24 protein-coding genes and 1 pseudogene are annotated in these 26,839 nt (G+C 64.7%); 10 read left to right on the forward strand and 15 right to left on the reverse strand.

Annotation, left to right across the window (positions count from 1 at the left end; genetic code table 11):
* Positions 1-236, reverse strand: a pseudogene (locus GWG65_RS26895) (hypothetical protein); the annotation flags it as partial.
* 146 nt (positions 237-382) lie between these two features.
* Between GWG65_RS26895 and GWG65_RS26900 the strand changes: the two are divergent.
* A complete protein-coding gene (locus GWG65_RS26900) occupies positions 383-1,633 on the forward strand; it encodes an OmpA family protein (RefSeq protein ID WP_342760670.1) in 1,251 nt (416 codons plus the stop codon).
* A gap of 157 nt (positions 1,634-1,790) precedes the next feature.
* Here the strand turns inward: GWG65_RS26900 and argG are convergent, their stop codons facing one another.
* From argG to GWG65_RS26930, 6 genes are all read right to left on the reverse strand, one after another.
* Complete coding sequence (gene argG / locus GWG65_RS26905) at positions 1,791-3,128, reverse strand: argininosuccinate synthase (RefSeq protein ID WP_275198583.1); 1,338 nt, start codon at positions 3,126-3,128, stop codon at positions 1,791-1,793.
* Positions 3,129-3,221: 93 nt separating this feature from the next.
* On the reverse strand, positions 3,222-3,998 hold the full coding sequence (locus tag GWG65_RS26910) for a phosphatase PAP2 family protein (protein WP_275198584.1): 777 nt from the start codon (positions 3,996-3,998) through the stop codon (positions 3,222-3,224).
* A 257-nt stretch (positions 3,999-4,255) separates the two neighbouring features.
* Positions 4,256-4,729 (reverse strand): hypothetical protein, encoded by a 474-nt coding sequence (locus GWG65_RS26915; RefSeq protein ID WP_275198585.1) that lies wholly within the window; start codon positions 4,727-4,729, stop codon positions 4,256-4,258.
* Positions 4,730-4,853: 124 nt separating this feature from the next.
* Complete coding sequence (rlmN, locus tag GWG65_RS26920) at positions 4,854-6,065, reverse strand: 23S rRNA (adenine(2503)-C(2))-methyltransferase RlmN (protein ID WP_275198586.1); 1,212 nt, start codon at positions 6,063-6,065, stop codon at positions 4,854-4,856.
* A 216-nt stretch (positions 6,066-6,281) separates the two neighbouring features.
* Positions 6,282-6,923 (reverse strand): invasion associated locus B family protein, encoded by a 642-nt coding sequence (locus GWG65_RS26925; RefSeq protein WP_275198587.1) that lies wholly within the window; start codon positions 6,921-6,923, stop codon positions 6,282-6,284.
* Between the two features lie 116 nt (positions 6,924-7,039).
* The gene (locus GWG65_RS26930; protein ID WP_275198588.1) at positions 7,040-7,879 is read right to left on the reverse strand and encodes an SDR family oxidoreductase; all 840 of its coding nucleotides are present in this window, start codon (positions 7,877-7,879) and stop codon (positions 7,040-7,042) included.
* 209 nt (positions 7,880-8,088) lie between these two features.
* Here GWG65_RS26930 and GWG65_RS26935 point away from each other — a divergent pair, with 209 nt between their 5' ends.
* From GWG65_RS26935 to GWG65_RS26945, 3 genes are all read left to right on the forward strand, one after another.
* Entirely contained in the window at positions 8,089-9,063 is a 975-nt protein-coding gene (locus tag GWG65_RS26935; RefSeq protein ID WP_275198589.1) for an NADPH:quinone oxidoreductase family protein, read from the forward strand.
* 388 nt (positions 9,064-9,451) lie between these two features.
* Positions 9,452-10,291: a hypothetical protein gene (locus GWG65_RS26940; RefSeq protein WP_275198590.1), complete on the forward strand. Its 840-nt coding sequence runs from the start codon at positions 9,452-9,454 to the stop codon at positions 10,289-10,291.
* 18 nt (positions 10,292-10,309) lie between these two features.
* Positions 10,310-11,476 carry a TAXI family TRAP transporter solute-binding subunit gene (locus GWG65_RS26945; RefSeq protein ID WP_275198591.1) on the forward strand — a complete coding sequence of 389 codons (1,167 nt, stop codon included), beginning with the start codon at positions 10,310-10,312 and terminating at the stop codon, positions 11,474-11,476.
* A gap of 51 nt (positions 11,477-11,527) precedes the next feature.
* Here GWG65_RS26945 and GWG65_RS26950 read toward each other — a convergent pair whose 3' ends face one another.
* Positions 11,528-11,905 carry a YkvA family protein gene (locus GWG65_RS26950; protein WP_275198592.1) on the reverse strand — a complete coding sequence of 126 codons (378 nt, stop codon included), beginning with the start codon at positions 11,903-11,905 and terminating at the stop codon, positions 11,528-11,530.
* Positions 11,906-11,995: 90 nt separating this feature from the next.
* Complete coding sequence (locus GWG65_RS26955) at positions 11,996-12,322, reverse strand: 4a-hydroxytetrahydrobiopterin dehydratase (RefSeq protein WP_275198593.1); 327 nt, start codon at positions 12,320-12,322, stop codon at positions 11,996-11,998.
* 150 nt (positions 12,323-12,472) lie between these two features.
* Here GWG65_RS26955 and GWG65_RS26960 point away from each other — a divergent pair, with 150 nt between their 5' ends.
* Positions 12,473-13,918: a TAXI family TRAP transporter solute-binding subunit gene (locus tag GWG65_RS26960; RefSeq protein WP_275198594.1), complete on the forward strand. Its 1,446-nt coding sequence runs from the start codon at positions 12,473-12,475 to the stop codon at positions 13,916-13,918.
* 279 nt (positions 13,919-14,197) lie between these two features.
* Positions 14,198-15,739, forward strand: a complete 1,542-nt coding sequence (locus GWG65_RS26965) for an alkaline phosphatase D family protein (protein WP_275198595.1) — start codon at positions 14,198-14,200, stop codon at positions 15,737-15,739.
* 6 nt (positions 15,740-15,745) lie between these two features.
* Here the strand turns inward: GWG65_RS26965 and GWG65_RS26970 are convergent, their stop codons facing one another.
* Positions 15,746-16,144: a response regulator gene (locus GWG65_RS26970; RefSeq protein WP_275198596.1), complete on the reverse strand. Its 399-nt coding sequence runs from the start codon at positions 16,142-16,144 to the stop codon at positions 15,746-15,748.
* Positions 16,145-16,286: 142 nt separating this feature from the next.
* On the opposite strand from GWG65_RS26970, the gene GWG65_RS26975 reads away from it, so the two are divergent.
* Positions 16,287-17,063 carry a Crp/Fnr family transcriptional regulator gene (locus tag GWG65_RS26975; protein ID WP_275198597.1) on the forward strand — a complete coding sequence of 259 codons (777 nt, stop codon included), beginning with the start codon at positions 16,287-16,289 and terminating at the stop codon, positions 17,061-17,063.
* 312 nt (positions 17,064-17,375) lie between these two features.
* The gene (typA, locus tag GWG65_RS26980; RefSeq protein ID WP_275198598.1) at positions 17,376-19,202 is read left to right on the forward strand and encodes a translational GTPase TypA; all 1,827 of its coding nucleotides are present in this window, start codon (positions 17,376-17,378) and stop codon (positions 19,200-19,202) included.
* Positions 19,203-19,488: 286 nt separating this feature from the next.
* Here typA and GWG65_RS26985 read toward each other — a convergent pair whose 3' ends face one another.
* The 5 genes from GWG65_RS26985 to ccmA all read right to left on the reverse strand — a co-directional run bounded on the left by GWG65_RS26985 (position 19,489) and on the right by ccmA (position 22,692).
* Positions 19,489-20,073 carry a DsbE family thiol:disulfide interchange protein gene (locus tag GWG65_RS26985; RefSeq protein WP_275198599.1) on the reverse strand — a complete coding sequence of 195 codons (585 nt, stop codon included), beginning with the start codon at positions 20,071-20,073 and terminating at the stop codon, positions 19,489-19,491.
* Positions 20,070-20,279, reverse strand: coding sequence for a heme exporter protein CcmD (gene ccmD / locus GWG65_RS26990; RefSeq protein WP_275198600.1), 210 nt, complete (start codon positions 20,277-20,279; stop codon positions 20,070-20,072). Before ccmD ends, GWG65_RS26985 begins: the two co-directional genes overlap by 4 nt.
* Positions 20,276-21,067 (reverse strand): heme ABC transporter permease, encoded by a 792-nt coding sequence (locus GWG65_RS26995; RefSeq protein WP_275198601.1) that lies wholly within the window; start codon positions 21,065-21,067, stop codon positions 20,276-20,278. The genes ccmD and GWG65_RS26995 overlap by 4 nt, the downstream gene beginning before the upstream one ends.
* A gap of 76 nt (positions 21,068-21,143) precedes the next feature.
* A complete protein-coding gene (ccmB, locus tag GWG65_RS27000; protein ID WP_275198602.1) occupies positions 21,144-21,812 on the reverse strand; it encodes a heme exporter protein CcmB in 669 nt (222 codons plus the stop codon).
* A 277-nt stretch (positions 21,813-22,089) separates the two neighbouring features.
* Positions 22,090-22,692 carry a heme ABC exporter ATP-binding protein CcmA gene (gene ccmA / locus GWG65_RS27005; RefSeq protein WP_275198603.1) on the reverse strand — a complete coding sequence of 201 codons (603 nt, stop codon included), beginning with the start codon at positions 22,690-22,692 and terminating at the stop codon, positions 22,090-22,092.
* A 266-nt stretch (positions 22,693-22,958) separates the two neighbouring features.
* Here ccmA and acnA point away from each other — a divergent pair, with 266 nt between their 5' ends.
* Both acnA and GWG65_RS27015 read left to right on the forward strand, forming a co-directional pair.
* Positions 22,959-25,679, forward strand: a complete 2,721-nt coding sequence (acnA, locus tag GWG65_RS27010; protein ID WP_275198604.1) for an aconitate hydratase AcnA — start codon at positions 22,959-22,961, stop codon at positions 25,677-25,679.
* Positions 25,680-25,930: 251 nt separating this feature from the next.
* Positions 25,931-26,713 (forward strand): DUF1223 domain-containing protein, encoded by a 783-nt coding sequence (locus GWG65_RS27015; protein WP_275198605.1) that lies wholly within the window; start codon positions 25,931-25,933, stop codon positions 26,711-26,713.
* Positions 26,714-26,839: the final 126 nt, after the last annotated feature.

Below are 26,839 nucleotides of genomic sequence, written 5' to 3' on the forward strand. Positions count from 1 at the left end.
GGCCCGAAATGATCGCCGACCCAGCCGCCGATCACCTGAAACAACAAATAGGGATAGGCGAATGCTGAGAAAACGAGGCCGAGCTGGGTGTTCGAGAGACCAAGCTCCTTCTGGATTTCGCTCGCCGACCGCGACGCCGACTCCGGGCAGCACGCCTGGCGCACCGCCAGCTGGACGTCCCGGCGCACCGCCGCCCGGCGGACGTCCCGGCACGCCTCCGGCTGCAGGATCACCATCACCGGCTCCTGGTGCCACACCCGCACCAGCGACCACGCCGACGCCAGGCGCCGGCAGCCCGACCCCGCCGTCGGGACGCCCGGGTCCGGCACCGACGCCAGCTCCCGGCGCAACTCCGGCCCCAACGCCGACTCCAGGGGGCGCCGTGACGCCGGCGCCCGGACGTCAGGGTGGAACGCCTCCGGCTGGCGCGCCAGCTGCCGGAACTCCGGCTGCGCCGCCCCAAGCCGGCGGCCTCCCGCCCCGGCCCGCAGCTCCCGCCGGCGCCGCGGCGCCGACGGTCGTCCCCGGCACGCCGGCCGCAGCTCCACCGCCGAACAGGGCGCAATACGCTCCGCCGACGGTTGCGCCGGCCTTCCGGGCCGCGCCCACGACCACCACGCCCCTGCCGCCTCCGCCGCGCCCGCCGCAGCGTGACCTGACGCCGCTCGCAATCGGTGCAGGCGTGGTGGCCGGCGCCGTGATCGGTGCCACCATCGCAGACCTCCATAACCAGCGGCGCGAGGTCGTCGAAGGCGGCCGCACCGTCTACACCGAGCCGGACCGCATCATCATCCGCGATCCGGGCGGCCAAGCATACGTCCGCGGCAACGATCTCTATCGCTTCCGCTATGGCGCCCGCGACATCCGCACCGACACTGTCGGCAGCGAAACCCGGACCGTCGTGATGCGTCCCGATGGCAGCCAGGTGATCACCGTGGTCGGCGCGGACGGTTCGTTGCTGCGGCGAATCCGCAGGGACCCGAGCGGGCGCGAGCTCATCATCATCGACAACAGCTACCGCGATCCGCGGTCGGTCGGCGGCTTCTATGTCGACGTGCCGCCGCCAGTGGTCAACATTCCCTACGATCGCTACATCGTCGATGCGCAGGAGGCATCGCCGGACGTGATCTATGAGACCATGGAGGCACCGCCGGTGCAGCGAATCGATCGGCGTTACTCGCTCGACGAGATCCGCTACAGCCCCAATGTTCGCATGCAGATGCCGAGCATCGACGTCAACACGATCAACTTCGAAACGGGATCGTGGACCATCCCGCCGGACCAGGCGGCCCGTTTGCAAGGGATCGCCGACGGCCTCAACCGTGCGATCCAGCGCAACCCGCGCGCCGTGTTCCTGATCGAGGGCCACACCGACGCGGTCGGCAACGAGGTCGACAATCTGTCATTGTCGGACCGCCGTGCGCAGTCCGCGGCCGAATTGCTGACGCAGCAGTTCGGCGTGCCGGCGGAGAACCTGACGTCGCAGGGCTACGGCGAGCAGTACCTGAAGGAGCAGACGCAAGGGCCGAGCGTGATCAACCGGCGCGTCACCGTCCGCAACATCACGCCGCTGCTCAACGGTGGCCAGGCCTCGCTGCCGCCGCCGCCGCCCGGCACCGCGCCGCCGCGCTGAGCCGACACCCACAAACGCAAAATGGCCGGGAGCGATCCCGGCCATTCGTCATTGCGAGGAGCGAAGCGGCGAAGCAATCCAGACTATTGCCGTGGAAAGATTCTGGATTGCTTCGCTTCGCTCGCAATGACGAACGAAATCGCAATCCCAGTCCTGGCTAACCCTTGTCGCTCTCCAGCCGGAAAATCTGCGAGCCTTCGCTGCCCGAGAGCAAACCTGTGTCCGTGTAGAGCTTCAGCTTCGTCCGCGTGTCGGCGATGTCGAGGTTGCGCATGGTGAGCTGGCCGATGCGGTCGGCCGGCGTGAACGCTGCGTCCTCGACCTTCTCCATGCTGAGCCGCTCCGGCGCATAGGTCAGGTTGGGACTCTCGGTGTTGAGGATCGAGTAGTCGTTGCCGCGACGCAGCTCGAGCGTGACCTCGCCGGTGACGGCGCGCGCGACCCAACGCTGTGCGGTCTCGCGCAGCATCAAGGCTTGCGAATCGAACCAGCGGCCCTGGTAGAGCAGGCGGCCGAGACGCATGCCGCTGATGCGGTACTGCTCGATCGTGTCCTCGTTGTGGATGCCGGTGACGAGCCGCTCATAGGCGATGTGCAGCAGCGCCATGCCGGGCGCCTCGTAGATGCCGCGGCTCTTGGCTTCGATGATACGGTTCTCGATCTGGTCGCTCATGCCGAGGCCGTGGCGGCCGCCGATGACATTGGCTTCGAGCAACAGCGCGACGGGGTCGCTAAAGGTCTGGCCGTTCAGCGCCGTAGGCTGGCCTTCCTCGAATCGCACCACGACCTTCTCGGCCTTGACGTTGCAGTCGTCGCGCCAGAACGGCACGCCCATGATCGGGTTGACGATCTTGATGCCGCTGTCGAGGCTTTCCAAATCCTTTGCCTCGTGGGTGGCGCCGAGCAGATTGCTGTCGGTCGAGTACGCCTTCTCGGCGCTCATCTTGTAGGCAAAACCCTGGGCGGTCATGAATGCCGACATCTCGGCGCGGCCGCCGAGCTCGTCGATGAACTGCTGGTCGAGCCAAGGCTTGTAGATGCGCAGGCCCGGATTGGTCAAAAGGCCGTAGCGATAGAAGCGCTCGATGTCGTTGCCCTTGAAGGTCGAGCCGTCGCCCCAGATGTTGACGCCGTCCTCCTTCATAGCCGCGACCAGCATCGTGCCGGTGACCGCGCGCCCGAGTGGCGTGGTGTTGAAATAGGTGATGCCGCCGGTCGAGATGTGGAAGGCGCCGGACTGGATCGCGGCGATGCCTTCGTGGACCAGTTGCGTGCGGCAATCGACCAGCAGCGCCTTCTCCGCGCCGAACTCCATCGCCTTGCGCGGGATCTCGTTGTAGTCGGCCTCGTCGGGCTGGCCGAGATTGGCGGTATAGGCGTAGCAGCGCGCGCCCTTCTGCTTCATCCAGAGCAGCGCCGCGCTGGTGTCGAGACCGCCGGAAAAAGCGATGCCGACTTTCTCACCCTTGGGCAGGCTTTTCAGGATCGTGGTCATGGGGCTTCCAATCGGGTCTTGAAGGGCTGACGTCGTTTGCGGGTTGACCGCGCGAATATCAAATTTCGCACGCCTCGGCACGCATTTAATGGCTCAAATCGACGGCGCCGGGCCGGTCTTACCGCCGAACAGGCGTTGGCGGAGGCGGTAGCCCGGCCAGGCCAGCCGGGTCAGCGCGGCGTCCACCGCTTCGTCCGAAAACCGTGTCCGCGGCCAGCGGTAAATCAGCGCAAACGCGTGCCAGATCACGACGAAGGTCACGAGGCCGGCGATCGACACGTCGGTGAAGAAGTGTCCGCCGAAGGCCATGCGCAGGCCGCTGGTCACCGCGCCGAACACCACGGCTCCGGCATAGGCGAGCGGCCGCCAGGCCGGCGGGGCGAGGGCGGCCGGCGCCAGTGTCCAGAACGCCGTCGCGCCTTCGCCGGAGAAGAACGAGCAGTTGCGCCCGCAGCCGCCGCGCGGATCCCACCACGGCACGAACTGCTGGTCGCCGGCAAACTGCGTCACCACCACGGGACGCGGCCGGCCCCAATAGCTCTTGAAGGTGAGATTGGTGAGAATGCCGGCCGACATGATGATCGTGACCAGAAGGAAGACAATCGCGCGCCCGGACACCATCAGCGGCCGGTCGGGCCGGAACATCTTGACCACAACGGCGATCAAGGGAGGCAGCACGAACGCCCAGGCGACCCACATCGCAGCGTCACGTGCGAAGCCAGCCCAGCCGTTCAGCTTGAGCGGAAACGTCTTCGTCTGGGGGTCGAAGAACAGCGCAGCGAGCTTGAGATCGAGTTCGGGATAGAGGCCGAAAACGACGCCGATCACGAGCCACAGCGCCAGGGCAATGAAAAGTCCAGTCCGGTTCATGGCGCGCGGTTTAGCGGAGTGGGGAGGGGATGAAAACCCCGGGCCGCGTCCCCATCCTCCCCTGGAGGGGGAGGATCGGTTCGCATGCAGCGAAGCGAAATGCGAACCGAGGTGGGGTGAAGCCAAGCAAACGGTACATCCATCAACGTGCTGCGCGTAGGTCCACAAAAATGGGACACCACCATCCGGGATAGTCTGTCACCCCACCCCGCTCGCGCTACGCGCGATCGACCCTCCCCCTCCAGGGGAGGGTAAAATCATCGCGCATCCGGCCGGGACTGCGACGGCAGCGGCGGCGGATTGCGCCAGGCGCCGGCATTGCGGCCGGCGATCAGCCAGTAGACGACGCCGGCGACGATACCAGCGCCGGTCATGATCTCGAGGTGACGCCGCACGATGCCCTCGAACTGCAGCGTGTCGGAATGAAAGGGAACGAGGCCGAGATAGCAGGCAAGCCCCACGAGGCCGCCGCCGACGGCATAAACCAGCGCGCTGCGGATGTAGAGCGCCTCGGTGATCGCGGCGATCACCATCGCCGGCACCAGCGCAAAGCCGGACACGAAGATGAAGCCGAATCCGAGCAGGATGTCGACCACGCCCTCATCGACCGGACCGGCGCCGAGATCGGAGAATTCCGGAAACAGTAGCGCGCCGACGACAATCATGCCGCCGACGAAACAGGCTGCGAGAAAGCCGATGAAGATGACGACGAGGCGGCCAATCAGTGCCATGACGGGAGAGCCAACGTTGTCATTGCGAGCGAAGCGAAGCAATCCAGCGTCTTTCAACGGAGACAATCTGGATTGCTTCGCTTCGCTCGCAATGACGAGGATGCGATAGCGCAGGCATGATCCATCAATCCGTCATCGCCATGGCGCGCAGCGTCTGGCGTTCGCGGGCCGAGAGTTTTTCGGTTTCCGACTTGAGCTGGCCGCAGGCGGCGAGGATGTCGCGGCCGCGCGGGGTGCGCACCGGCGAGGAATAGCCGGCGTTGAAGATGTATTCGGAGAATTTTTCGATCTGGTCCCAGTCCGAACATTCATAGGCGGTGCCGGGCCAGGGATTGAACGGGATCAGGTTGATCTTGGCGTGGATGCCTTTGAGGAGCTTCACCAGCAGCTTGGCATCGTCGAGCGAATCGTTGACGCCCTTGAGCATCACATATTCGAAGGTGATGCGGCGCGCGTTCGATGCGCCGGGATAGTCACGGCAGGCCTGCAACAGTTCCTTGATCGGATATTTGCGGTTGAGCGGCACGAGCTCGTTGCGCAGTTCGTCGCGCACCGCATGCAGCGAGATCGCGAGCATCACGCCGATCTCGTCGCCGGCGCGGACGATGTTCGGCACGACTCCGGAAGTCGACAGCGTGATGCGGCGGCGGGAGATGCCGATGCCTTCATTGTCGCCGACGATGAGAAGCGCATCGCGCACGGCGTCGAAATTGTACAGCGGTTCGCCCATGCCCATCATCACGATGTTGGTGACGCGGCGCGTGCCATCCTCGCGATCGGCCCAGTCATTGAGGCGATCGCGCGCCACCATCACCTGGCCGACGATCTCGCCGGCGGTGAGGTTGCGCACCAGGCGTTGGGTGCCGGTGTGGCAGAAGGAGCAGTTCAGGGTGCAGCCGACCTGCGAGGAGACGCACAGCGTGCCGCGATCGTTTTCGGGAATGTAGACGCACTCGACTTCATGCGCCTTCTGGACATTGTCGCCGCTCGGCAGCCGCAGCAGCCATTTGCGGGTGCCATCGTTGGAGATCTGCTCGGCCACGACCTCGGGCCGGTCGACGGTGAAATGCTGCGCGAGATCGGCGCGGATACCCTTCGAGATCGAGCTCATCTCCTCGAAATTGCGGGCGCCGCGGAAGTAGATCCAGTGCCACAATTGCTGCACGCGCATCTTGCGCTGTGCCGACGCGACGCCGATCTCGCCGAGGCGATCGGCAAGCTCGGTGCGCGACAGGCCAATCAGCGACGGTTTTGCCGGCGGCACATAGGTTTCGAGCGGGACCTTTTCCAAAGGGAACCCGGCAGCGGAAACGGTCTCGGTCGATTCAGCGGTCATCGTCGTTCTGTTTGGAGAAACTCTCACCCCTCATCCTGAGGAGCGCGCACTGCGCGCGTCTCGAAGGACGAAGGCCCGGATCAGGCAGCTCGGCCTCGTGGTTCGAGACGGCGCTTACGCGCCTCCTCACCATGAGGGGAAGCAGCCTTCAGATAGGCGTTCTACAGCCGCCAAACAACGCCGAATTGGACCTAACCGGCCTTATGGCTTGCAGCCTTAACGCTTGCAGTCCTGCGAGATCCGGTCCAGCGCCTGGGCGAGGCCCTTCAGCGAGAAGGTGTCGGTCGTCTCGGTCCCCTTGGCCGAGACGCCCTTGACCACGAGATCGGCGGATTTGCGCATGGCCTCGACCATCCGCTCCTCCTCGGCCGCGTTCTTGATCCAGAGGCCGTCGCCCTGTGTGTACATCGCGTAGGCGGCACCGCCGACCTCCGCCGTCGATTCCGCGCCCGGCTTCAGCGCGTAGCCGATCATCACCGAGACCTCGTTATTCACCTTCTCGGATGGCCGGGTCGAGACGAAGGCGTAGGCGGGGTCACGCGGCCGATTCGGCGGGTTGGTCTTCGACGACGACGGCTTTGCCAGCGCGAAGCAGACTTTCTTGCCATTGGGGGTCGCCGCATAGGCGCCCCAGGTCCCGAACTGGCCGATCAGCGTCGGCTCCGCTCCGCCCACAACCGCCGCGGGAGGAGCCGCAGGCTTGCTCTCGGGCTTTGCAGCCGTCTTTGCTGCCGGCGCCGGAGCCGGCGACTTCGGTGCGGCCTTCGGCGCCGGTTGCGCCGTCTGCGCCCGCGCAAGATCGGCGATCCCGCACGTCATCGTGCCGATCATCAAAACTAAAGATAGCACCCGCCACATGCTGGAGTGGTTCCCTCAATATTGTGACTGGAAGATGGCCCGGCCGCGCTTTGTCCCCGGGTCAGGGATAGCCGGGAAAGTCCAATTTGGGAAGGCAGTTAGCGGGTCGGCGGCAGCTAGCCTCGGGATCGCGCGGCGCGCTGCCCGGCCCATTGCGCCTCGGTCCACTGCAGCAGGTCCTCGGCGCCGGAACTGCGCAAATGCGCGCCGCCATCGATCACCACCATCTCGCCGTTGATGTAGCCGGCGCGGTCCGAGATCAGGAAGCTGGCCAGATCGGCAAGCTCGCCGTGCTCGCCGGTGCGGCCAAGCGGATTGCTCGCCGTCCAGCCTTCGTCGCGGCCCTCGGGGCGGAGTTGCCCGGAGGCGCCGGCGGTCGGGAACGGGCCCGGCGCGATCGCGACGGTGCGGATGCCCTTCGGGCCCCACTCGACTGCGAGACTTTTGGTCATCGCCAGCACAGCCGACTTCGCCATCGCCGAGGGCACGGTGAAGGCGCGGCCGGTGATGGTCGAGGTCGAGAGGATCGAAAGCACGACGCCGCTGTGCGTGCCCTCGATCCAGCGCCTGCCGGCCGCCAGCGTGCAATACATCGCGCCATGCAGCGTCGGCGCGAGGATCGCGTCCGCGGCGCGGAACGACAGATGCTCGCTCTGCGCGATGAAGGTGGCGGCGGCGTTGTTGACGAGGATGTCGAGTGGCGCCTCGCGCCAGATAGCGTCCATCATGCTCTCGACGGCGGCGCCGTCGCGGATGTCGCATGCAATCGTCGTGACCTTGCCGTCGGTCTGCGCACCCATCTCGGTCGCGGTTGCCTCGAGCCGGTCGAGCTTGCGGCCGCAGATCACGAGCTCGGCGCCGAGGCCGAGAAAGCGGCACCCCATCGCGGCGCCGAGACCGGAGCCGCCGCCGGTGACGAGGATGCGTTTGTTCCTCAGCAGACCTGTTTCAAACATCGTTTGAATCCTCTTTTTGCTCCGTCATTGCGAGCGCAGCGAAGCAATCCAGAGTCCGTGCTGCGGAAATAGTCTGGCTTGCTTCGCTGCGCTCACAATGACGAGGATAGGCCCATGGTCTCTGACAAAGAATCCGGATTGTCGGGTGGCACTAAATCCGGCAAAACCGCCCCAATCATAATTCCACTCGAAACGCGTAAGGTGCCGCCATGAAAGCCATCCTCTGCTCGCAATATTGCCAGCCCGATGATCTCGTCCTCACTGAGGTGCCGGATCCGGTGGCGGGGCCCGGCGAAGCCGTGATCGCGATCAAGGCGGCGGCGCTGAACTTCTTCGACATCCTGATGATTCAGGGCAAATACCAGGTCAAGCCGCCGTTCCCGTTCTCGCCGGCCGCGGAAGTCGCGGGCGTGATCGAGAGCATCGGCGCCGGCGTCACTGATCTGAAGGTCGGCGATCGCGTGGTGGCGTCCTGCGGCCATAACGGAGCGCGCGAAAAGATCGCGCTGCCGGCGGCATCGATCGTGAAGATTCCGGATAATCTCGATTACGATCGTGCTGCGGGCATCATCATCATCTACGGCACCGCGCTGCATGCGCTGGAAGATCGCGCCAGCCCCAAGCCGGGCGAAACGCTTGCGGTGCTCGGCGCGGCCGGCGGCACTGGCCTCGCGGCTTGCGAGCTTGGCAAGCTGATGGGCCTGAAGGTGATCGCCTGCGCCTCGTCGGATGAGAAGCTTGAATTCGCCAAGGCGCATGGCGCCGAGCTCACGCTGAACTACGGCAAGGAAGATCTCAAGGAAGGACTGCGCAGGCTCACCGACGGCAAGGGTGTCAATATCATCTTCGATCCGGTCGGTGGTGCTTACGCCGAGCAGGCGTTGCGCTCGATCGCCTGGGAAGGCCGTTTCCTCGTGATCGGCTTTGCCGCCGGCGATATTCCCAAAATGCCGCTGAACCTCGCGCTGTTGAAGGGCTGTGACATCCGCGGCGTGTTCTGGGGCGCCTGGACGCGACTCAACCCGGCGAAGAATCGCGCCAATCTCGAGAAGCTGGTGAAGTGGACCGCGGAAGGAAAAATCTCATCGCACGTTGATCGCACCTTCCCCTTGGCGCAGACCGCGGATGCGCTGAAGGTGCTCGCGGGGCGTCAGGCGATGGGCAAGGTGATTTTGCATCCGTGAGGTGGGTGGCAGCGTTACGACGCTGCGCGCCACACGTGCAACTGTCGTCGTCCGGCTTGACCGGGCGACCCAGTATTCCAGAGACGACAGTAACTTGACCGATGGGCCGCGGCGTACTGGATGCCCGCCTTCGCGGGCATGACAGGCGGAGTGCGCGCCCAGCACGCATGGTAAACCCTCCATCAACCATTGCCGCCAAAATTGCGGTGCATTCCTCGCGTCGCCCCAATCAAACCTCAATATCTCCCGATTCGCACAAATCGCGGTCGCCTTTTGGGCTGATTCAAACTGCGATTTACCGGCTCCAGTTTGCGGGGAACTTCTGGACAACAACAAAAAGACTGAAGCCGAATGCCCCTGCGTTGCGTGAGGTATGGGGAGCATCACCATGGAGACGACGGCGTACCGCCAGTCCAGGGAATCGAGGGCGTTCGATTCCGATCAAGCTGCATCACATTCGCACGTTGCGTCCTATGTCCGTGCGCGCGCCGCACGGGTCGATCTGTCACCGGACGATCCAATTCCACTATTCCTGTCCGATCCGCTCGGTGCGCCGGACCCACGCGAATATACCCCGCTGGGGTCGCGTCCCCGAGCCAGACTTGTCCGGCGCGTTGTCGCGGCCGTTCTCGCGGCATCCACTCTGGTAATTCTGGCCGCGCTCTTTCAGTCCGACCTTCGCAGCATCTTCGCCGATGCCGGTGGCTCGGCGGGCGTCGCGCTGGACCAGGCGATGGCGTCGGCTAACGCGCCGGCCGTACCGCAGACCCCGCGCGAGGATCCAGCGCGCGCGACCGACACAAAGCTGGCGAGCGCTGACGCGCAGGATCTCCCTGCACCGTCAACGCCGAGCCGCGAAGCGATCGCGACCGCCTATCAGACCGCGCTGCAAGCCCAGGCGCCCGCGCCGGTGGCGACACCGCCTGCGCCCCCTCCGCCCGCCAGAACGCTCGATGCCGACACGCTGGCCGGGCTGATGGCGCGTGCGAAGAGCCTGTTGGCGGTTGGCGATATCGTTGCGGCGCGCCTGCTGCTCGAACGCGCGGCCGATGCACAGGATGCGACGGCCGCGCTTCTGCTGGCGCAGACTTACGACCCGGCCGTCCTGGGCACCAGCGACGCGCGGCGCATCTCCGCTGACGCGACCGCCGCGCGCGACTGGTACCAAAAGGCCGCGACACTCGGATCGGCGGAGGCGCGGCAGCGCCTTGCCCAGCTTCAGAACTAGAACTCTTTAGGGGACATCATGCGTAACGCTTTGGGAATGGCGCTTGCCGCCATCATGACCATCTGTGCCTTCGCGGCACGCGCCGAGCAGGCCGAATACGATCCAGCCAAAGTCTCGGACAGCCTGAAAGCCATCTTCCAGTTCGGCTCGACTTCGACCAAGCAGGCGCTGAACGCCAACACTGTCACGGTCATCACCGGCACGATCGGCGGCACCTATGTGCAATTCGGCGCCGACCTCGCCTCCGTGCTCGACGACGGCAACAAAATTCGTGTGCTGCCGGTTGTCGGCCGGGGCTCGGTGCAGAGCGTCGCCGACATCCTGTTCCTGCAAGGCGTCGATCTTGGCGTCGTGCGCGCCGACACGCTCGACTATCTCGAACGCAAAGGCTTCGCCAAGGACATCAAGCGGCAGTTCACTTATGTGTCCAAGCTCTACAACGAAGAGATGCAGGTGATCGCGCCGAAAGCGGTCGCGACCCTGAAGGATCTCGAAGGCAAGACGGTAAGCGTCGACCTGCCGAACGGGGGCACGTTCGTCACCGCGCTCACTGTGTTCGAGCGGCTCGGGATCAAGGCGAAATTCGTCTATGTCGAGCAGCGCATCGCGATGGAGAAACTGAAGGCCGGCGAGATCGACGCCGTCATCGTGGTCGGCGGCAAACCGTACAAGTCTGTGTCGACCTTCGGCAATGACGGTCGCTTCCACCTCGCGCGCGTGGATTATGCAAAGCCGCTGCAGAGCGACTATCTGCCGGCGACGCTGACCGCCAAAGACTATCCGAACCTGATCAAGGACGGCGAGAGCGTGGATACCATCGCTGTGCCGGCGGTGCTCGCGGCCTACAATTGGGCGCCCAACACCGAGCGCTATCGCAAGCTTGCGCTGTTCGTGGATGCGTTCTTCACGAAATTCCCGACGCTGCAGAACCCGCCTTTCCATCCCAAGTGGAAGGAAGTCTCGCTCGCGGCACCCCTGACGGGCTGGAATAGATTGCCTGTGGCGCAACAATGGCTCGACCGGCACGGCGTCGAGCCGGTGACGCAGCAGCGCTTCGAGGCGTTCCTGAAGCAGAGCCCAACGGCCGCAAAGGTGTCCGACGCGGACAAGGAAACGCTGTTCAAGCAATTCCAGGCGTGGGACGCGGAGAAGGCGCGGGCGCAGGCGGCTCCGGAACGGAAGTAGCGGGGAGTTGCGCCATGCGAGGGCTTCCTCTGCAGCCGTCGTGGCGGAGCACTACGCCTCCGCCTCATCCACCCCACGCTTCAGCGCGGCGCGGGCGGCCTCGCGGTGTTCGGTCGTGATGTGGCTGGCGACCATGCGAACGGCAGTGGCGAGCACGGCGGCGTCGTCGGTGAAGCCGAGGATCGGCATCACGTCGGGGACGAAGTCGAACGGCAGGATGAAATAGGCGATCGCGCCGAGCAATGATGCCTGGACATGGCGCGGCGTCGCTTTGTCGAAAGCGCAGTAGTAGGCCGCGACCAGATCTTCGGCGAACGGTAGATGCGCGGCGACGCGCTTCAGCTTGCGCCAGAAGCGGCGGCGCACGCTCTCCCGGTCTTCCGCAAGCCGATCGGTCGGCTCGAAGCCGACGCTGTGTTCGGCGGCCATGCTTCAAAACTCCCCGTTCAGCCAGAGGCGGCAGATCGTCCCATCCGGTGCTGATCACAACATGGGGATGCGGCCGATCGCTGCAAGACGTCAGCCTGGTGTCAGCTTGGCGATGGCGTTCATCGCCTTGGCGAGCTCGATGTCGAGCCCCGTCACGCCGCCAGCGTCATGGGTGGAAAGCACCACCTCGACGGTCTTGTAGACGTTGCGCCATTCGGGGTGGTGATCGAGCTTCTCGGCGACCAGCGCCGCGCGGGTCATGAAACCGAAAGCCTCGTTGAAATCCTTGAAGACAAAGGTCTTCCCGATGGCTTCGCGGCCTTGAAGCCCGCCTTGAAGCCCGCCTTGGACCTCGGTCCAGCCGGCTATGCCGCCCAGTGCCTGCTTGCGCGCCTCCGCCGTCAGCCGCTCTGCCATGATCGCCTCCGTCGTTCAGGGAACTTTACCTTAACACCGCTCTGGCGGTCCGGTTCATACGGCATTTCGTCCATCCGCTAACCATGACGGAGATGTAACCCCGCGGCACAAGAAATTTGCTACACTTGCCGGCGTAAATCGCTGGCCAAGATGAAACTGAGCCTCAAGCGCCTGTTTGGGAGATCGATGACCGGGGGATTGGACCTGGCCGAAACGCCCTCTCCGCCTTCGCCGCGATCCGCGGCGCGGAGGACGGCACTCGTGACTCTCGCGCTCGTGCTTGCGATCGTCGGCGCGCTCGTCGGTGGCTATTATTTCGCGATGCGGCCGGTGATACTCAAGGTCGCGGTCGGGCCCGCCAACAGCGATGACGTCAAGGTCGTGCAGGCGCTGACCCAGGCCTTCGCGCAGAACAAGAGCTATGTGCGGCTGCGTCCGATCCAGACCGACGGCGCCACCGCGAGCGCCGCATTGCTGGCGGAGGGCAAGGCCGATCTCGCCATCGTCCGCGGCGATCTCGACGTGCCGAAGAACGCGCAGGCCGTTGCGACCCTGCGTAAGAACGTCGTGGTGCTGTGGTCGGTGTCCGGCAAGGGCAGGAAGAAGGGCGCCAAGATCACCAAGATCGCGCAGCTCGCCGGCCATCGCGTCGGCGTGGTCGGCCGCACCCAGGCCAATGTCAACCTGCTCAAGGTGGTCCTCCAGCAATACGGTGTCGATCCCGCCAAGGTCGAGATCGTGCAATTCCCGGCCAACGAAGCCGCCGAGGCGATCCGCACCCAGAAGGTCGACGCCTATCTCGCCGCAGGTCCGGTCAACAGCAAGATCACGGCGGAAGCAATTGCGGCCTCCACAAAGGATGTCGGCACGCCGACCTTTCTCGCAATCGATTCCGCCGATGCGATTGCTCAGAACCATCCGGTCTATGAAGCGGCCGAAATTCCCGCCGGCACCTATGGCGGCTCGCCCGATCGCCCCGACGACGAGGTCAAGACCATCAGCTTCTCGCATCACATTGTGGCGCGCAAAGCCTTGTCGGAGACCACTGTCGCGGCGTTCACGCGTCAGCTTTTCGCGGTGCGCCAGCAGCTGGTGACGGAGTTCCCGCTCGCCGCCAAGATCGAAACACCCGACACCGACAAGGATGCGGTGATCCCCGTTCATCCCGGTGCCGCTGCCTTCGTCGACGGCGAGGAAAAGACCTTCCTGGACAAGTACAGCGATTACATCTGGTGGAGCCTGATGGCGCTCTCGGCCATGGGCTCGCTCGGCGCATGGTTCGCCGGCTACCTGAAAAAGGATGAGCGCAATACCAACAGCCATCTGCGCGAACGGCTTTTCGACATGATCGCCGTGGCGCGGAAGAGCGAAACGACCGAAGAGCTGGATCAGATGCAGACGGAGGCCGACGAGATCCTGCGCGATACGCTGCACTGCTTCGATCACGGCGCAATCGAGGAAAGCGCGCTGACCGCCTTCAACATCGTGCTCGAACAGTTCCACGCCGCGGTCGCCGATCGCAAGGCGGTGCTGTTCAGCCTGCCGCAGAACCTGCAACGCGCCGGCGCGCAATTCCGGGCCGCCGGCAACGCGTAATGTAGCTGCGATAGAGGACCCTCATGGTGAGGAGCGCGGAACGCGCGTCTCCGGACGATGCTTGCATCGCCGGGCGAACCATGCAGGCCCGTCTCTCGCCCGGGGCCATCCTTCGAGACGCCCGCTTGCCGCGGGCTCCTCAGGATGAGGATCAGGGGACGCAATCGAACGATCGCTTGCGCGTTATTGCTGCGTCACATTGTCTCGATATAGCGTCTGGCTTCATCGTGAAGGCTTGCGCCTCGCCAGCCGTCCAACGCGATATCGGGGCCATCTCCCATGAAGCTCAAATTCTCCCGCCGCCGTTTCCTCGCCACCAGCGCCGGTGCGCTCGGTGCGATCGCGATGCCTCGACTGTCGCGCGCGGCCGACCGGCCGCTGGTGACCCATGGCGTGCAGTCCGGCGACGTCACTGTCGATGGCGGCGTGGTCTGGGCGCGTGCCGACCGTCCCTCGCAGATGCTGGTCGAGGTGGCGACGACGGAGTCGTTCAAGGACGCCCATGCGCTGCCGCCGGTCGCAGCAATGCCCGAGAGCGACTTCACGGCGAAGATGCTGATCGAGAATCTTCCCAGCGGACAGGACATCTTCTACCGCGTCCGCTTCCGCGATCTCTCGCATACCGCAATCGAGGGCGAGCCGGTGGTTGGCCGCTTCCGCACCGCGCCGGGCGATCGCCGCGACGTCAGCTTCGTCTGGGGCGGCGATGTCGCCGGCCAGGGCTGGGGCATCAATCCGGATGACGGCGGCATGTTCACCTTCTCCGCGATGCGCAAGCACCGTCCGGATTTCTTCCTGCATTCCGGCGACACGATCTATGCCGACGGCCCGATCGCATCCGAGGTGAAGCTCGCCGACGGCAAGATCTGGAAGAACGTCACGATCCCCGAGAAGGCCAAGGTCGCCGAGACGCTGGACGAGTACCGTGCCGCGCACAAATACAATCTCACCGACGACAATGTCCGTGCCTTCAATGCCGAGGTGCCGATCTTCGTGCAGTGGGACGATCACGAGGTGACCAATAACTGGTCGCTGTCGAAGGAGCTGCCGGCGACCTACAAGGAGCGTGACATCATGCTGCTCGCGGCCCGCGCAGGCCGCGCCTTCCACGAGATGTATCCGATGCGCGAGAGCATCAATGAGCCGGGCCGGGTCTATCGGCAGATTTCGTACGGCCCGCATCTCGACGTGTTCGTGCTCGACGAACGCAGCTATCGCGGCCCGAACGGCGCCAATCTCGACACCGCTTACGGTCCCGCCAGCTACTTCCTCGGCCCCGACCAGATCGCCTGGCTCAAGCGCGGCCTGCTCAACTCGCGCGCCACCTGGAAGGTGATCGCCTCCGACATGCCGCTCAGCCTGATCGTATCCGACACGCCGAAAGGCGGTTCGGAGGCCTTTGCGCAAGGCGACGGTCCGGTACGCGGCCGCGAATTCGAGATCGCCGACATCCTGCGCTTCATCAAGATGGCGCCGATCAGCAACACGGTGTGGCTGACCGCGGACGTGCATTACGCCGCTGCGCATTATTACGATCCGAACAAGGCGCAATTCCAGGATTTCGAGCCGTTCTGGGAATTCGTCTCGGGCCCGCTGCACGCGGGCACTTTCGGTCCGAATGCGCTCGACAACACTTTTGGACCGGAGGTGCGCTTCATCAAGGCGCCGGGGAAGGACAGCCAGAACCTGCCGCCATCCGCCGGCATGCAGTTCTTCGGTCACGTCAAGATCGACGGCGCCTCCGGCCAGATGACGGTGACCTTGCGCGACCGTGCCGATGTTGCGCTGTGGTCGACCACGCTGGATCCCAAGCTCGCTTGACCGGCTTCAGGCGCCGCGCGACCGTAGCGCGGCCTCGAGCGCCTCACTCGAGCATGGCTTTTGCAAGCGCGGCCGGTTGACGAAATCGGACGCGATCCGTGTCTCGGCGCCGTAGCCGGTGACGAAGATGAAGGGAATTTTCAGCGCCGCCAGCCGCTCGGCGATCGCAAAGCTGTTCTCGCGGTTCAGTTCGACGTCGAGCAGGGCGAAATCAGGGGGCCGCGCCGCGATCGCCGCCAGCGCCTGCGCCACCGAGCCCACCGTGCGCACGCTCTTCACGCCAAATCCGTGCAGGCGATCCTCGAAGTCGATCGCGATGATCGGATCGTCCTCGACGATCAGGACATCGGCAGGACCATCGGAGCCGTCGGGTAAAGCGGGAGCCATGATCGCATCTTGGAGCATGAGGTTTCTCGGATCAGGACCCAGCGCAGCGGAGGGTTCCTGGAACGAAACCCATCACAACACAGTTCTTCCGTCTGTCCACTCGTGCACACAGGATCTGGACGGAACTCGCTAATGTGGAGGGGCGGATGAGGAGTTCACGATGGACGCGCGTACCAGCAAGGCAATCGAGGTCAGCAGCCGGCCGACCAACAATCTGCTGCGGCGCCTGAGTCAGGCAGACTACGCGCTGCTTGCACCGCATATCAGTGTCGAAAACACCGCGGCGAACGAACTGCTCTACAATCCCGGCGACGACGTCCAGGTCGTCCATTTTCCCTGCGGACCGGCGCTTGCCACCTTCCTCGTTCCCAATGAGGACGGCCGCGACGTCGAGACCATTCTGGTCGGCCGCGAAGGCGCGGTGGGTGGCATCGTCAGCGAGGGATATCTGCCGGCTTATACCCGCATCTGCGTGAAATTCGGCGGGCCGTTTGCGCGCATTCACGTCGGCAAGCTGGAAGCGGCAAAGCAGCGTTCGGTCTCGTTGCGGAACATCTTCGCCCGCTACGCCGACTGCATGCTGGCGCAGATCTTCCAGTCGACCGCCTGCAATGCCACCCATTCGATCGAGCGGCGCACGGCCAAATGGATCCTGGCGGCGATGGAGCGGACCGGTGACGAGAGCAGCGTGCCGCTGACGCATGAGCAGCTTGCGACATTGCTCGGCGTCGGCCGCAGCTATGCGAGCCGCGTGCTGCAATCATTCAAGGCGGAAGGCATCCTCGAAACGCGGCGCGGCTCGATCCTGGTCCGTAACCGCGACGGCCTGCGGCTGCGCGCCTGCCTGTGCAACGACGCCGTGAAGATGCATTTCGAGGAGGTGCTGCGCGGGGTCTATCCGACCAAGGAGGCGGACGTCGGCTCGGCGCAGGGCTGATCTGGCAAGGCCTGATCCGCCCCAACTTTGCGATTGGACCGGCGGCGCAGCCCCGTATTGAGCCTGAATCGGCCCTAAGCCCCGGGAATTCCCGGACAAAATTCAGTCAACCAACCGCGAAAGAACGCATTGTTTTTTGGCGTTTCTTGCATATATTGCGCCGCAACGCGGGGTGCCCGGTCGAGATAGCCGGGCTTCCTCTTAGGGCGGAAAGCGCCCGTTTTCCTGTTTCCAGCGTTGTCCGAGAAGAGGTCCCGGTCCGACCGGCGAGATCGCGCTTAACCCATTGTTCGACCGCAAAGAAGCTCACTCATGAACCTCCGCAACGTTGCTATCATCGCCCACGTCGACCACGGCAAAACTACGCTCGTCGACCGCCTGCTCCAGCAATCCGGGACCTATCGCGAGAACCAGAAGGTCACCGAGCGCGCCATGGACTCCAACGACCTGGAGCGCGAGCGCGGCATCACCATTCTGGCCAAGGCAGCCTCGGTGCAGTGGAAGGATACCCGCATCAACATCGTCGACACCCCCGGCCACGCCGATTTCGGCGGCGAGGTCGAGCGCATCCTCAACATGGTGGATGGCGCGCTGGTGCTGGTGGACGCTGCGGAAGGCCCGCTGCCGCAGACCAAGTTCGTGGTCTCCAAGGCGCTCAAGGTCGGTCTGAAGCCGATCGTCGTCATCAACAAGGTCGACCGCCCCGACGCGCGCCCGACTGAAGTCATCAACGAGGTGTTCGACCTTTTCGCCGCGCTCGACGCCAGCGAGGAACAGCTCGACTTCCCGATCCTGTATGGATCGGCCAAGCAGGGCTGGATGGCTGAGAGCCCCGACGGCTCCCACGATGCCGGTATGCAGCCGCTGTTCGACCTGATCGTGCGCCATGTCGCGCCGCCGACCGTCGAGGAAGGCCCGTTCCGCATGATCGGCACCATCCTCGAAGCGAACCCCTATCTCGGCCGCATCATTACCGGCCGCATCACTTCGGGCTCGATCAAGCCGAACCAGGCCGTGAAGGTCCTGGGCGCCGACGGCAAGACCATCGAGCAGGGCCGCATCACCAAGATCCTGGCGTTCCGCGGCATCGAGCGTACGCCGCTCGATGAAGCCGATGCCGGCGACATCGTTGCGATTGCGGGCCTCACCAAGGGGACCGTCGCCGACACCTTCTGCGATCCCTCCGTCGAGGTGCCGCTGCCGGCACAGCCGATCGATCCGCCGACCGTGTCGATGTCGTTCATCGTCAACAACTCGCCGCTCGCCGGCACCGAAGGCGACAAGGTGACCTCGCGCATGATCCGCGACCGCCTGCTGCGCGAGGCCGAAGGCAATGTCGCGCTGCGCGTCGTCGAAGCCTCCGACAAGGATTCCATGGAGGTGTCGGGCCGCGGCGAATTGCAGCTCGCGATCCTGATCGAAACCATGCGCCGCGAGGGCTTCGAGCTCTCGGTGTCGCGTCCGCGCGTCGTGCTGCAGAAGGACGAGGCCACCGGTGCGTGGCAGGAGCCGATCGAAGAGGTCGTGATCGACGTCGACGAGGAGCATTCCGGCGTCGTCGTGCAGAAGATGAGCGAGCGCAAGGCCGAGATGATCGAGATGCGCCCCTCCGGCGGCAACCGCCTGCGCCTGGTGTTCTACGCGCCGACCCGCGGCCTGATCGGCTATCAGGGTGAACTTTTGACCGACACCCGCGGCACCGCGATCATGAACCGCATCTTCCACGGCTATGCCGCCTACAAGGGCGAGATCCAGGGCCGCCGCAACGGCGTCTTGATCTCCAACGACCAGGGCGACGCGGTGGCCTACGCCATGTTCAAGCTGGAAGACCGCGGCCCGATGATGATCGAGCCGGGCTGGAAGGTCTACAAGGGCATGATCGTCGGCGAGCACACCCGCGACAACGATCTCGAGATCAACGTGCTCAAGGGCAAGCAGCTCACCAACATCCGCACCACGTCGAAGGACGAAGCGGTGCGCTTGACGCCGCCGATCCGGATGACGCTGGAAAAGGCGCTCGCCTATATCGAGGACGACGAGCTCGTCGAGGTCACGCCGAAGTCGATCCGCCTGCGCAAGAAGCATCTCGACCCGAACGAGCGCAAGCGCGCGGAGAAGGCCAAGGAAGCTGTAGCGTAAGCGGTGGCGTAAGCCGAGCTGTCCATCAAGAGTGTCATGCCCCGCCTTCGCGGGGTAGGGCTATCGCATGTGAGGGCGGGAGGCTGTGAGACGAGCTCGGCCCGCATGGTTCGAGACGCCCGCTCTGGCGGGCTCCTCACCATGAGGGTTGGATATCCCGCCGAAAAATGCGACCTCATCCTGAGGGCCCGCCGCAGGCGGGCGTCTCGAAGGATGGGCCGCAGGCGAGCTTCCAGCCACGTCTTTGTTCAATCGCCCTGCCTTCGCGGGGCATGACGATACTTTCCTATTTCAACGCCTTGTCCAGCTGCGGCAGCAGGACGGTCCGCAAATTGTCCGGCGTGATCGGTCCGACCAGCTTGTAGACAATGGTGCCTTCGCGTCCGACGACGAAGGTCTCGGGCACGCCGTACACTCCCCATTCGATCGAGGCGCGGCCATTGGCGTCAGTGCCGACGCGGCCGAACGGATTGCCGTAGCGGCCGAGGAAGCGCCGCGCGTTGTCCGGTGCATCCTTGTAGTTGATGCCGATGAGTTGGAAGCGCTTGTCTTTTGCCAGCTCGGTCAAAAGCGGCGCCTCGTCATGACACGGCACGCACCAGGACGCCCAGACGTTGACCAGGCTCACCTTGCCCATGAACGCGGCCGGGTCGAGCCCCGGCACCTGCGCGCCGTTGTCCTGCAACCCATCGAGCGGCGGCAACATGGTCTGCGGCGCCGGCCGCCCGATCAGCGCGGAGGGGATGCGCGAGGGATCGCCGTTGCCGAGCCGCAACCAGAACAGCAGCGCCAGGACGAGGAAGGCGATCAGCGGCAGCACCATCAGGAAGGTGCGTCGCTGCGGCGTCGCGGAAGTCGATTGATCGCTCATGTGATCGTTCTTGTGATCGCTTTTGGCGTATCCGTCGCGCTGCGGCCCGAGCGACGGGTGATGCCGCTGCGATCGAGCTCGCGCAGGCGCCGGGTCTGGCTGCGATGGTCGAGGACGACCCAGCCGATCAGGATCGCCACCACGACAGCCGCGGCGGCATAGGATGTCACGATGAACGACGCGTAGGGGCCTAGCGACATCATCATGCGGCCCCAGCTTCTTTCGACGCGTTTCCTTCGCGCGACCCGGCGCCCATTTCGCTCGAGAACGCTATACGGCTCGCCTGGATCATCTGCAGCGAGCGGACACGGCGGCGCAGGATCTCGTTGCGCATCGCCGCCAGGTGCAGCGTGACGAACAGCAGCGTGAACGCGATCGCCATCACCAGCAGCGGAATCAGGAACGATCTGTCGAGCGCCGAGCCGCCCATGCGCATCACCGAGGCCGGCTGGTGCAGCGTGTTCCACCAGTCGACCGAGAACTTGATGATGGGCAGGTTGATCGCGCCGACCAGGGTCAGCACTGCCGCGGCGCGCGCCGCGCGCGAGGGATCGTCGACCGCGCGCCACAACGCCATCAACCCGAGATACATCAGGAACAGGATCAGCACCGAGGTCAGCCGCGCGTCCCATTCCCAATAGGTGCCCCACATCGGCCGGCCCCACAGCGATCCCGTGAGCAGCGCGAGGAAGGTGAAGGCGGCGCCGATCGGAGCTGCCGATTTGGCGGCGACGTCGGCGAGCGGATGGCGCCACACCAGCGTGCCGAGCGAGGCGATGCTCATCACGCCCCAGACGAACATCGACAGCCAGGCGTTGGGGACGTGGATGAACATGATCTTCACCGTCGCGCCCTGCTGGTAATCGTCGGGCGCAACAGCGGACTGATAGAGGCCGATCGCGAGCAGGGCGATGGTCGCGGCCGCAAGCCACGGCAACACCCGCGCTGTCAGCGCGAGGAACCGTGTCGGATTGGCAAGGTCGATCAGCGTCATGGTATTCTGATAATCGCCGGTGGCCGCTCAGGCAATCAGCACGAAAGTCCGTAGCGAAAATTGATCGGGGTCAAGGTCAGTCGAGCCCATGCTTCAGGCTCGCCGCCGCGGCGAAGGGGCCGACCACGAGGCTGACCAGCGACAGCGCGCAGAGGATCGAGAACGGCGCGCCGAACGACATCGGCCCGACGATTGCGGCCTGCGAGGCGGCAACCCCGAAGATCAGCACGGGGATCGACAGCGGCAGCACCAGAACCGCCATCAGCAGCCCGCCGCGATGCAGCGTCACCGCCAGCGCGGCGCCGATCATGCCGGTAAAAGTCAGGGCCGGGGTGCCGGCCAGCAGTGTCAGCGCCACCGCGCCCGTTGCGACCATGTCGAGATTGAGCAGCAGGCCGAGCACCGGGGTTGCGATGATCAGCGGCAGGCCGGCGGCGAGCCAATGCGCCAGCGCCTTGGCGGCGCAGGCTAGTTCCAGCGGTGTCCGGCTCATCGTGATCAGGTCGAGCGAGCCGTCCTCATGGTCGGCCATGAATAGCCGGTCGAGGGTCAGGAGGCTGGCCAGCAGCGCCCCTAGCCAGAGAATGGCCGGCCCGAGCCGGGACAACAGCGCCAGGTCCGGCCCAACAGCGAACGGCATCAGCACCACCACGGTCAGGAAGAACAGCACGCCAATCAGCGCCCCGCCCCCGACTCGGAGCGCGATCCGGATGTCCCTGCGAATGAGGGCGGCGAGGGCGGTCATGGGGTGCCCTCCTGCGAGGAGTACCCGCAAGTGGCCGCCGCGCGCCGCGCGCACGCTGCGCTCCCTCCCCCCTTGGGGGGGAGGATTGCGGAGGGGGGTAGCCCCGGGAGAGTTGCTTTTGGAAGGCTGGCGGCCAGCAACGGAGCGCCTGCTTCCTGTGCTCTTGGACCGAGAAAGCGCGCCGTGTGGCACCCCCCTCCCTGACTCTCCCCCACAACGGGGGAGGGAACGAAGAAGGCGTGGCCTAGCCACTTGGAAAACTGAGGGTCGATCAGAATCATACCATGCCCCCGATCCGCAGCTCGCGCGATTCGATGCCGAGCGGCGCGTGGGTGGCGGCGATGATCAGGCCGCCTCGGGCGAGATGGTCGCGCATCAGGCCGCCGAACATGTCCTGACCGGCGACGTCAAGCGCCGTGGTCGGCTCGTCCAGCAGCCAGACCGGACGGCGGACCGCGCGCAGGCGGGCCAGCGAGAGCCGGCGGCGCTGTCCGGCCGACAGGAACGCGGCTGGCAGATCGCTGGCGTGGTCGAGGCCGACGGCGGCGAGGCTCTCGGCCGCGTCAAAACGCCCTCCGCCCAGGAAATCAGCCCAGAACGACAAGTTCTCCGCTACGCTCAGCGCCGGCTTCAGGGCATCGCGATGGCCGAGATAGTGACACTGCTCGGGCAGCGTCAGCTCGGCATCGCCCCCCTCCAGTGCGATCGTGCCGCCGGCCGGAATGAGCAGGCCCGCGATCAGCCGCAGCAGCGATGTCTTGCCCGATCCGTTGCGGCCGACGACGGCGATTGCTTCCCCGGCCGCGGCGTCGAAATCGAGCCCGGTAAACACCTCGCGGCCGCCCCGCACGCATGTGAGCCCGCTGCCGCAAAGCCGCATTTCTCCGCCTGCTGAAGCTCTCAAGAGAGCCCCCAGGGAAACCCTAAGTAAAACCCTAAGTAAATCTTGGGGTAGCGCATCAGAATTTTTGGCTCGCGAATTGCTGCGGTACGATTGTGGCTGTGGCGGCGCGGTTAGAAAGCTTCTATAAGCCCGGAACTACTTGATGCAGCAACTCAACCTGCCCCTGCAAGCGACCCAGCCGGACTCGCTGACGGTGTTAAAATACCCCTTGCCGGGTATAACTAACAATTGGGATTTCCTTCATGACCTCGCTCGACAGCTTCAAATGCAAAAAGACCCTCAAGGTCGGCGCCAAGACCTATGTCTATTACAGCCTGCCCACGGCCGAGAAGAATGGTTTGAAGGGAATTTCCAAGCTTCCCTATTCGATGAAGGTCCTGCTCGAGAATCTCTTGCGCAATGAGGACGGTCGCTCGGTCAAGAAGGCGGACATCGTCGCCGTGTCGAAGTGGCTGCGCAAGAAGTCGCTGGAGCATGAGATCGCGTTCCGCCCCGCCCGCGTGCTGATGCAGGATTTTACCGGCGTGCCGGCGGTGGTCGATCTCGCCGCGATGCGCAACGCGATGCAGAAGCTCGGCGGCGAGCCTGAGAAGATCAATCCGCTGGTGCCGGTCGATCTCGTCATCGACCACTCCGTGATCGTGAACTTTTTCGGTGACAACAAGGCCTTCGGCAAGAACGTCACCGAGGAATACAAGCAGAACCAGGAGCGCTACGAGTTCCTGAAGTGGGGCCAGAAGGCGTTCTCGAACTTCTCGGTGGTGCCGCCCGGCACAGGCATCTGCCACCAGGTCAATCTCGAATATCTCTCCCAGACGGTGTGGACCAGGAAGGAGAAGATGACGGTCGGCAAGAAGACCGGCACCTTCGAGGTCGCCTATCCCGACTCGCTCGTCGGCACCGACTCCCACACCACGATGGTCAACGGTCTCGCCGTGCTAGGCTGGGGCGTGGGCGGCATCGAAGCGGAGGCCTGCATGCTCGGCCAGCCGCTGTCGATGCTGCTGCCCAACGTCGTCGGCTTCAAGCTGAAGGGCGCGATGAAGGAAGGCGTCACCGCGACCGACCTCGTGCTCACCGTGACGCAGATGCTGCGCAAGCTCGGCGTCGTCGGCAAGTTTGTCGAGTTCTTCGGCCCCGGCCTCGACCACCTCTCCGTCGCCGACAAGGCGACCATCGCCAACATGGCGCCTGAATACGGCGCGACCTGCGGCTTCTTCCCGGTCGACGCTGCCGCGATCGATTATCTCAAAACCTCCGGCCGCGCGTCGGCGCGCGTCGCGCTGGTGCAGGCCTATGCCAAGGCGCAGGGCCTGTTCCGCACTGCCAAGTCGGCGGACCCGGTGTTCACGGAGACCCTCACGCTCGACCTCGGCGACGTCGTGCCCTCGATGGCCGGCCCGAAGCGCCCCGAAGGGCGCATCGCGCTGCCCGCGGTGGCCGAAGGCTTCTCGCTCGCGCTCGCCAATGAGTACAAGAAGGCCGAGGAGCCGGCGAAGCGCTTTGCCGTCGACGGCAAGAATTTCGACATCGGCCATGGCGACGTCGTGATCGCCGCCATCACCTCCTGTACCAACACTTCGAATCCGAGCGTGCTGATCGGTGCCGGGCTGCTGGCGCGTAACGCGGCGGCCAAGGGCCTCAAGGCAAAGCCGTGGGTGAAGACCTCGCTTGCCCCGGGTAGCCAGGTGGTCGCGGCCTATCTCGCCGATTCCGGTCTGCAGAGCGATCTCGACAAGGTCGGCTTCAATCTGGTCGGCTTCGGATGCACCACCTGCATCGGCAATTCCGGTCCGCTGCCCGAGGAGATCTCGAAGGCGATCAACGACAACGGCATCGTCGCGGCGGCCGTGCTCTCCGGTAACCGCAATTTCGAAGGCCGGGTCTCGCCGGACGTGCAGGCGAACTATCTGGCCTCGCCGCCGCTCGTCGTCGCTCACGCGCTCGCGGGCAGCGTGACCAAGAACCTCGCCGTCGAACCGCTCGGCGAGGGCAAGGACGGTAAGCCGGTGTACCTCAAGGACATCTGGCCGACGACCAAGGAGATCAACGCCTTCATGAAGAAGTTCGTGACCGCGTCGATCTTCAAGAAGAAGTATGCCGACGTGTTCAAGGGCGACACCAACTGGCGCAAGATCAAGACGGTCGAGAGCGAGACCTATCGCTGGAACATGAGCTCGACTTATGTGCAGAACCCGCCCTATTTCGACGGCATGAAGAAGGAGCCGGAGCCGGTCACCGATATCGTCGAGGCGCGCATCCTCGCGATGTTCGGCGACAAGATCACCACCGACCACATCTCGCCCGCCGGTTCGATCAAGCTCACCTCGCCCGCGGGCAAGTATCTCAGCGAGCACCAGGTGCGCCCTGCCGACTTCAACCAGTACGGCACGCGGCGCGGCAACCATGAAGTGATGATGCGCGGCACCTTCGCCAATATCCGCATCAAGAACTTCATGCTCAAGGGCGCCGACGGCAACATTCCCGAAGGCGGTCTCACCAAGCATTGGCCCGATGGCGAGCAGATGTCGATCTACGACGCCGCGATGAAGTATCAGCAGGAGAGCGTGCCGCTGGTGGTGTTCGCCGGCGCCGAATACGGCAACGGCTCCTCGCGCGACTGGGCGGCGAAGGGCACCCGCCTGCTCGGCGTCCGCGCCGTGATCTGCCAGAGCTTCGAGCGCATTCATCGCTCCAACCTGGTCGGAATGGGCGTGCTGCCGCTGACTTTCGAGGAGGGTACCTCCTGGTCGTCGCTCGGTCTGAAGGGCGACGAGAAGGTCACGCTGCGCGGCCTCGTCGGCGATTTGAAGCCGCGTCAGAAGCTGACCGCGGAAATCGTCTCCGGCGACGGTTCGCTGCGGCGCGTTTCGCTGCTTTGCCGCATCGATACGCTGGACGAGCTCGACTACTACCGCAACGGCGGTATCCTGCACTATGTGCTGCGCAAACTCGCGGCGTGAGCGCGGATTTGTGATCAGTGGCTCACTGCGAAGTGAGTAGAAGGTTAAACGAAGGCGGCCTATCACAAGGCCGCCTTCGCGCGTTTGCGGCAGCTTCGGACGGGCCTGCCTGGCGAAATACCTCGCTTGGGGTGGTCGCTTGGACGTTTGAATGTGCCGCGTCCGTAAGACTACGGTGACCATCCGGCGGTAAGATTTCCCTTCTCACGAGCAATTTCCCTTCTCACGAGCAATGGTGTGCGGCGTACGACATGACAGCAATGACGGCTTCCCATCTGGTTTCACGTTGGTCCGGTGCCCTCTGGTCGGGAGCACTTGGTATCTGTGCGATCGTCGCCGTCATCCGTCCCGCCGAGGCTGACCCTCGCGCCGTGGTCGAGCTCTTCACCTCGCAGGGCTGCTCGTCCTGCCCCCCTGCCGACAAGATCATCGGCGACCTCTCCAGCGATCCTTCGATCATCGCGCTGAGCATGCCGATCGATTATTGGGACTATCTCGGCTGGAAGGACACGCTGGCGGATTCGCGCTTCTCGGCACGCCAGCGCGCCTATTCGCGCATGCGCGGAGACCGTGAGGTCTATACGCCGCAGGTCGTGGTCAACGGCTCCGCGCACGTGATCGGCAGCGACCGTGCCGGCATCGAAAGCGCGATCGGCAAGACCGACAAGGGCCCCGGCGTGATGAGCGTGCCGGTGTCGATGTCGCTCTCGGGCAAGCAGATCAGCGTCTCGGTGGCCGCGAGCAAGGAGCCTGTGGTCTCGCACGGCGAGGTCTGGATCTGCTCGGTCGCCAGGTCGGTGCCGATCACAATCACCCGCGGCGAAAATCGCGGGCAGCAGGTCACCTATCACAACGTCGTGCGCAATCTGCTCAAGGTCGGTGACTGGAACGGGCAGTCGGAAAGCTGGACGGTGCCGATCGAGAACCTCACGCGCGATGGCGTCGACGGTGCGGTTGTCTATGTCCAGGACGGCAGCCGCGAGAAGCCGGGACCCATGCTGGGCGCGGCGTATACGTCGCTGGCGCTGCACTGAAGCAAGCAGCTTAACTCTTCATCTTCGTTACAGGATGCTCGCTTTAGCTCCTCATGGTGAGGAGCGCGCTCTTGCGCGCGTCTCGAACCATGCAGGCCGGTGCTGTGCCGCTCGGCCTCGATCCTT

It is taken from the genome of Bradyrhizobium sp. CSA207 (assembly GCF_029051685.1).
Classification (GTDB): Bacteria; Pseudomonadota; Alphaproteobacteria; order Rhizobiales; family Xanthobacteraceae; genus Bradyrhizobium.

Excerpts from the sequence above, each read along its gene's own strand:
- GWG65_RS26925 (WP_275198587.1), bottom strand. The coding sequence starts at position 6,923 with ATGTGGCGGGTGCTATCTTTAGTTTTGATGATCGGCACGATGACGTGC.
- argG (WP_275198583.1), bottom strand. The coding sequence starts at position 3,128 with ATGACCACGATCCTGAAAAGCCTGCCCAAGGGTGAGAAAGTCGGCATC.
- GWG65_RS26975 (WP_275198597.1), top strand. The coding sequence starts at position 16,287 with ATGGACGCGCGTACCAGCAAGGCAATCGAGGTCAGCAGCCGGCCGACC.
- typA (WP_275198598.1), top strand. The coding sequence starts at position 17,376 with ATGAACCTCCGCAACGTTGCTATCATCGCCCACGTCGACCACGGCAAA.
- GWG65_RS26940 (WP_275198590.1), top strand. The coding sequence starts at position 9,452 with ATGGAGACGACGGCGTACCGCCAGTCCAGGGAATCGAGGGCGTTCGAT.
- GWG65_RS26965 (WP_275198595.1), top strand. The coding sequence starts at position 14,198 with ATGAAGCTCAAATTCTCCCGCCGCCGTTTCCTCGCCACCAGCGCCGGT.
- GWG65_RS26945 (WP_275198591.1), top strand. The coding sequence starts at position 10,310 with ATGCGTAACGCTTTGGGAATGGCGCTTGCCGCCATCATGACCATCTGT.
- GWG65_RS26950 (WP_275198592.1), bottom strand. The coding sequence starts at position 11,905 with ATGGCCGCCGAACACAGCGTCGGCTTCGAGCCGACCGATCGGCTTGCG.
- GWG65_RS26935 (WP_275198589.1), top strand. The coding sequence starts at position 8,089 with ATGAAAGCCATCCTCTGCTCGCAATATTGCCAGCCCGATGATCTCGTC.
- GWG65_RS27015 (WP_275198605.1), top strand. The coding sequence starts at position 25,931 with ATGACAGCAATGACGGCTTCCCATCTGGTTTCACGTTGGTCCGGTGCC.
- GWG65_RS26995 (WP_275198601.1), bottom strand. The coding sequence starts at position 21,067 with ATGACGCTGATCGACCTTGCCAATCCGACACGGTTCCTCGCGCTGACA.
- GWG65_RS26910 (WP_275198584.1), bottom strand. The coding sequence starts at position 3,998 with ATGAACCGGACTGGACTTTTCATTGCCCTGGCGCTGTGGCTCGTGATC.
- ccmD (WP_275198600.1), bottom strand. The coding sequence starts at position 20,279 with ATGATGATGTCGCTAGGCCCCTACGCGTCGTTCATCGTGACATCCTAT.
- acnA (WP_275198604.1), top strand. The coding sequence starts at position 22,959 with ATGACCTCGCTCGACAGCTTCAAATGCAAAAAGACCCTCAAGGTCGGC.
- GWG65_RS26970 (WP_275198596.1), bottom strand. The coding sequence starts at position 16,144 with ATGCTCCAAGATGCGATCATGGCTCCCGCTTTACCCGACGGCTCCGAT.
- GWG65_RS26960 (WP_275198594.1), top strand. The coding sequence starts at position 12,473 with ATGAAACTGAGCCTCAAGCGCCTGTTTGGGAGATCGATGACCGGGGGA.
- ccmA (WP_275198603.1), bottom strand. The coding sequence starts at position 22,692 with ATGCGGCTTTGCGGCAGCGGGCTCACATGCGTGCGGGGCGGCCGCGAG.
- GWG65_RS26985 (WP_275198599.1), bottom strand. The coding sequence starts at position 20,073 with ATGAGCGATCAATCGACTTCCGCGACGCCGCAGCGACGCACCTTCCTG.
- GWG65_RS26915 (WP_275198585.1), bottom strand. The coding sequence starts at position 4,729 with ATGGCACTGATTGGCCGCCTCGTCGTCATCTTCATCGGCTTTCTCGCA.
- GWG65_RS26955 (WP_275198593.1), bottom strand. The coding sequence starts at position 12,322 with ATGGCAGAGCGGCTGACGGCGGAGGCGCGCAAGCAGGCACTGGGCGGC.
- GWG65_RS26930 (WP_275198588.1), bottom strand. The coding sequence starts at position 7,879 with ATGTTTGAAACAGGTCTGCTGAGGAACAAACGCATCCTCGTCACCGGC.
- rlmN (WP_275198586.1), bottom strand. The coding sequence starts at position 6,065 with ATGACCGCTGAATCGACCGAGACCGTTTCCGCTGCCGGGTTCCCTTTG.
- ccmB (WP_275198602.1), bottom strand. The coding sequence starts at position 21,812 with ATGACCGCCCTCGCCGCCCTCATTCGCAGGGACATCCGGATCGCGCTC.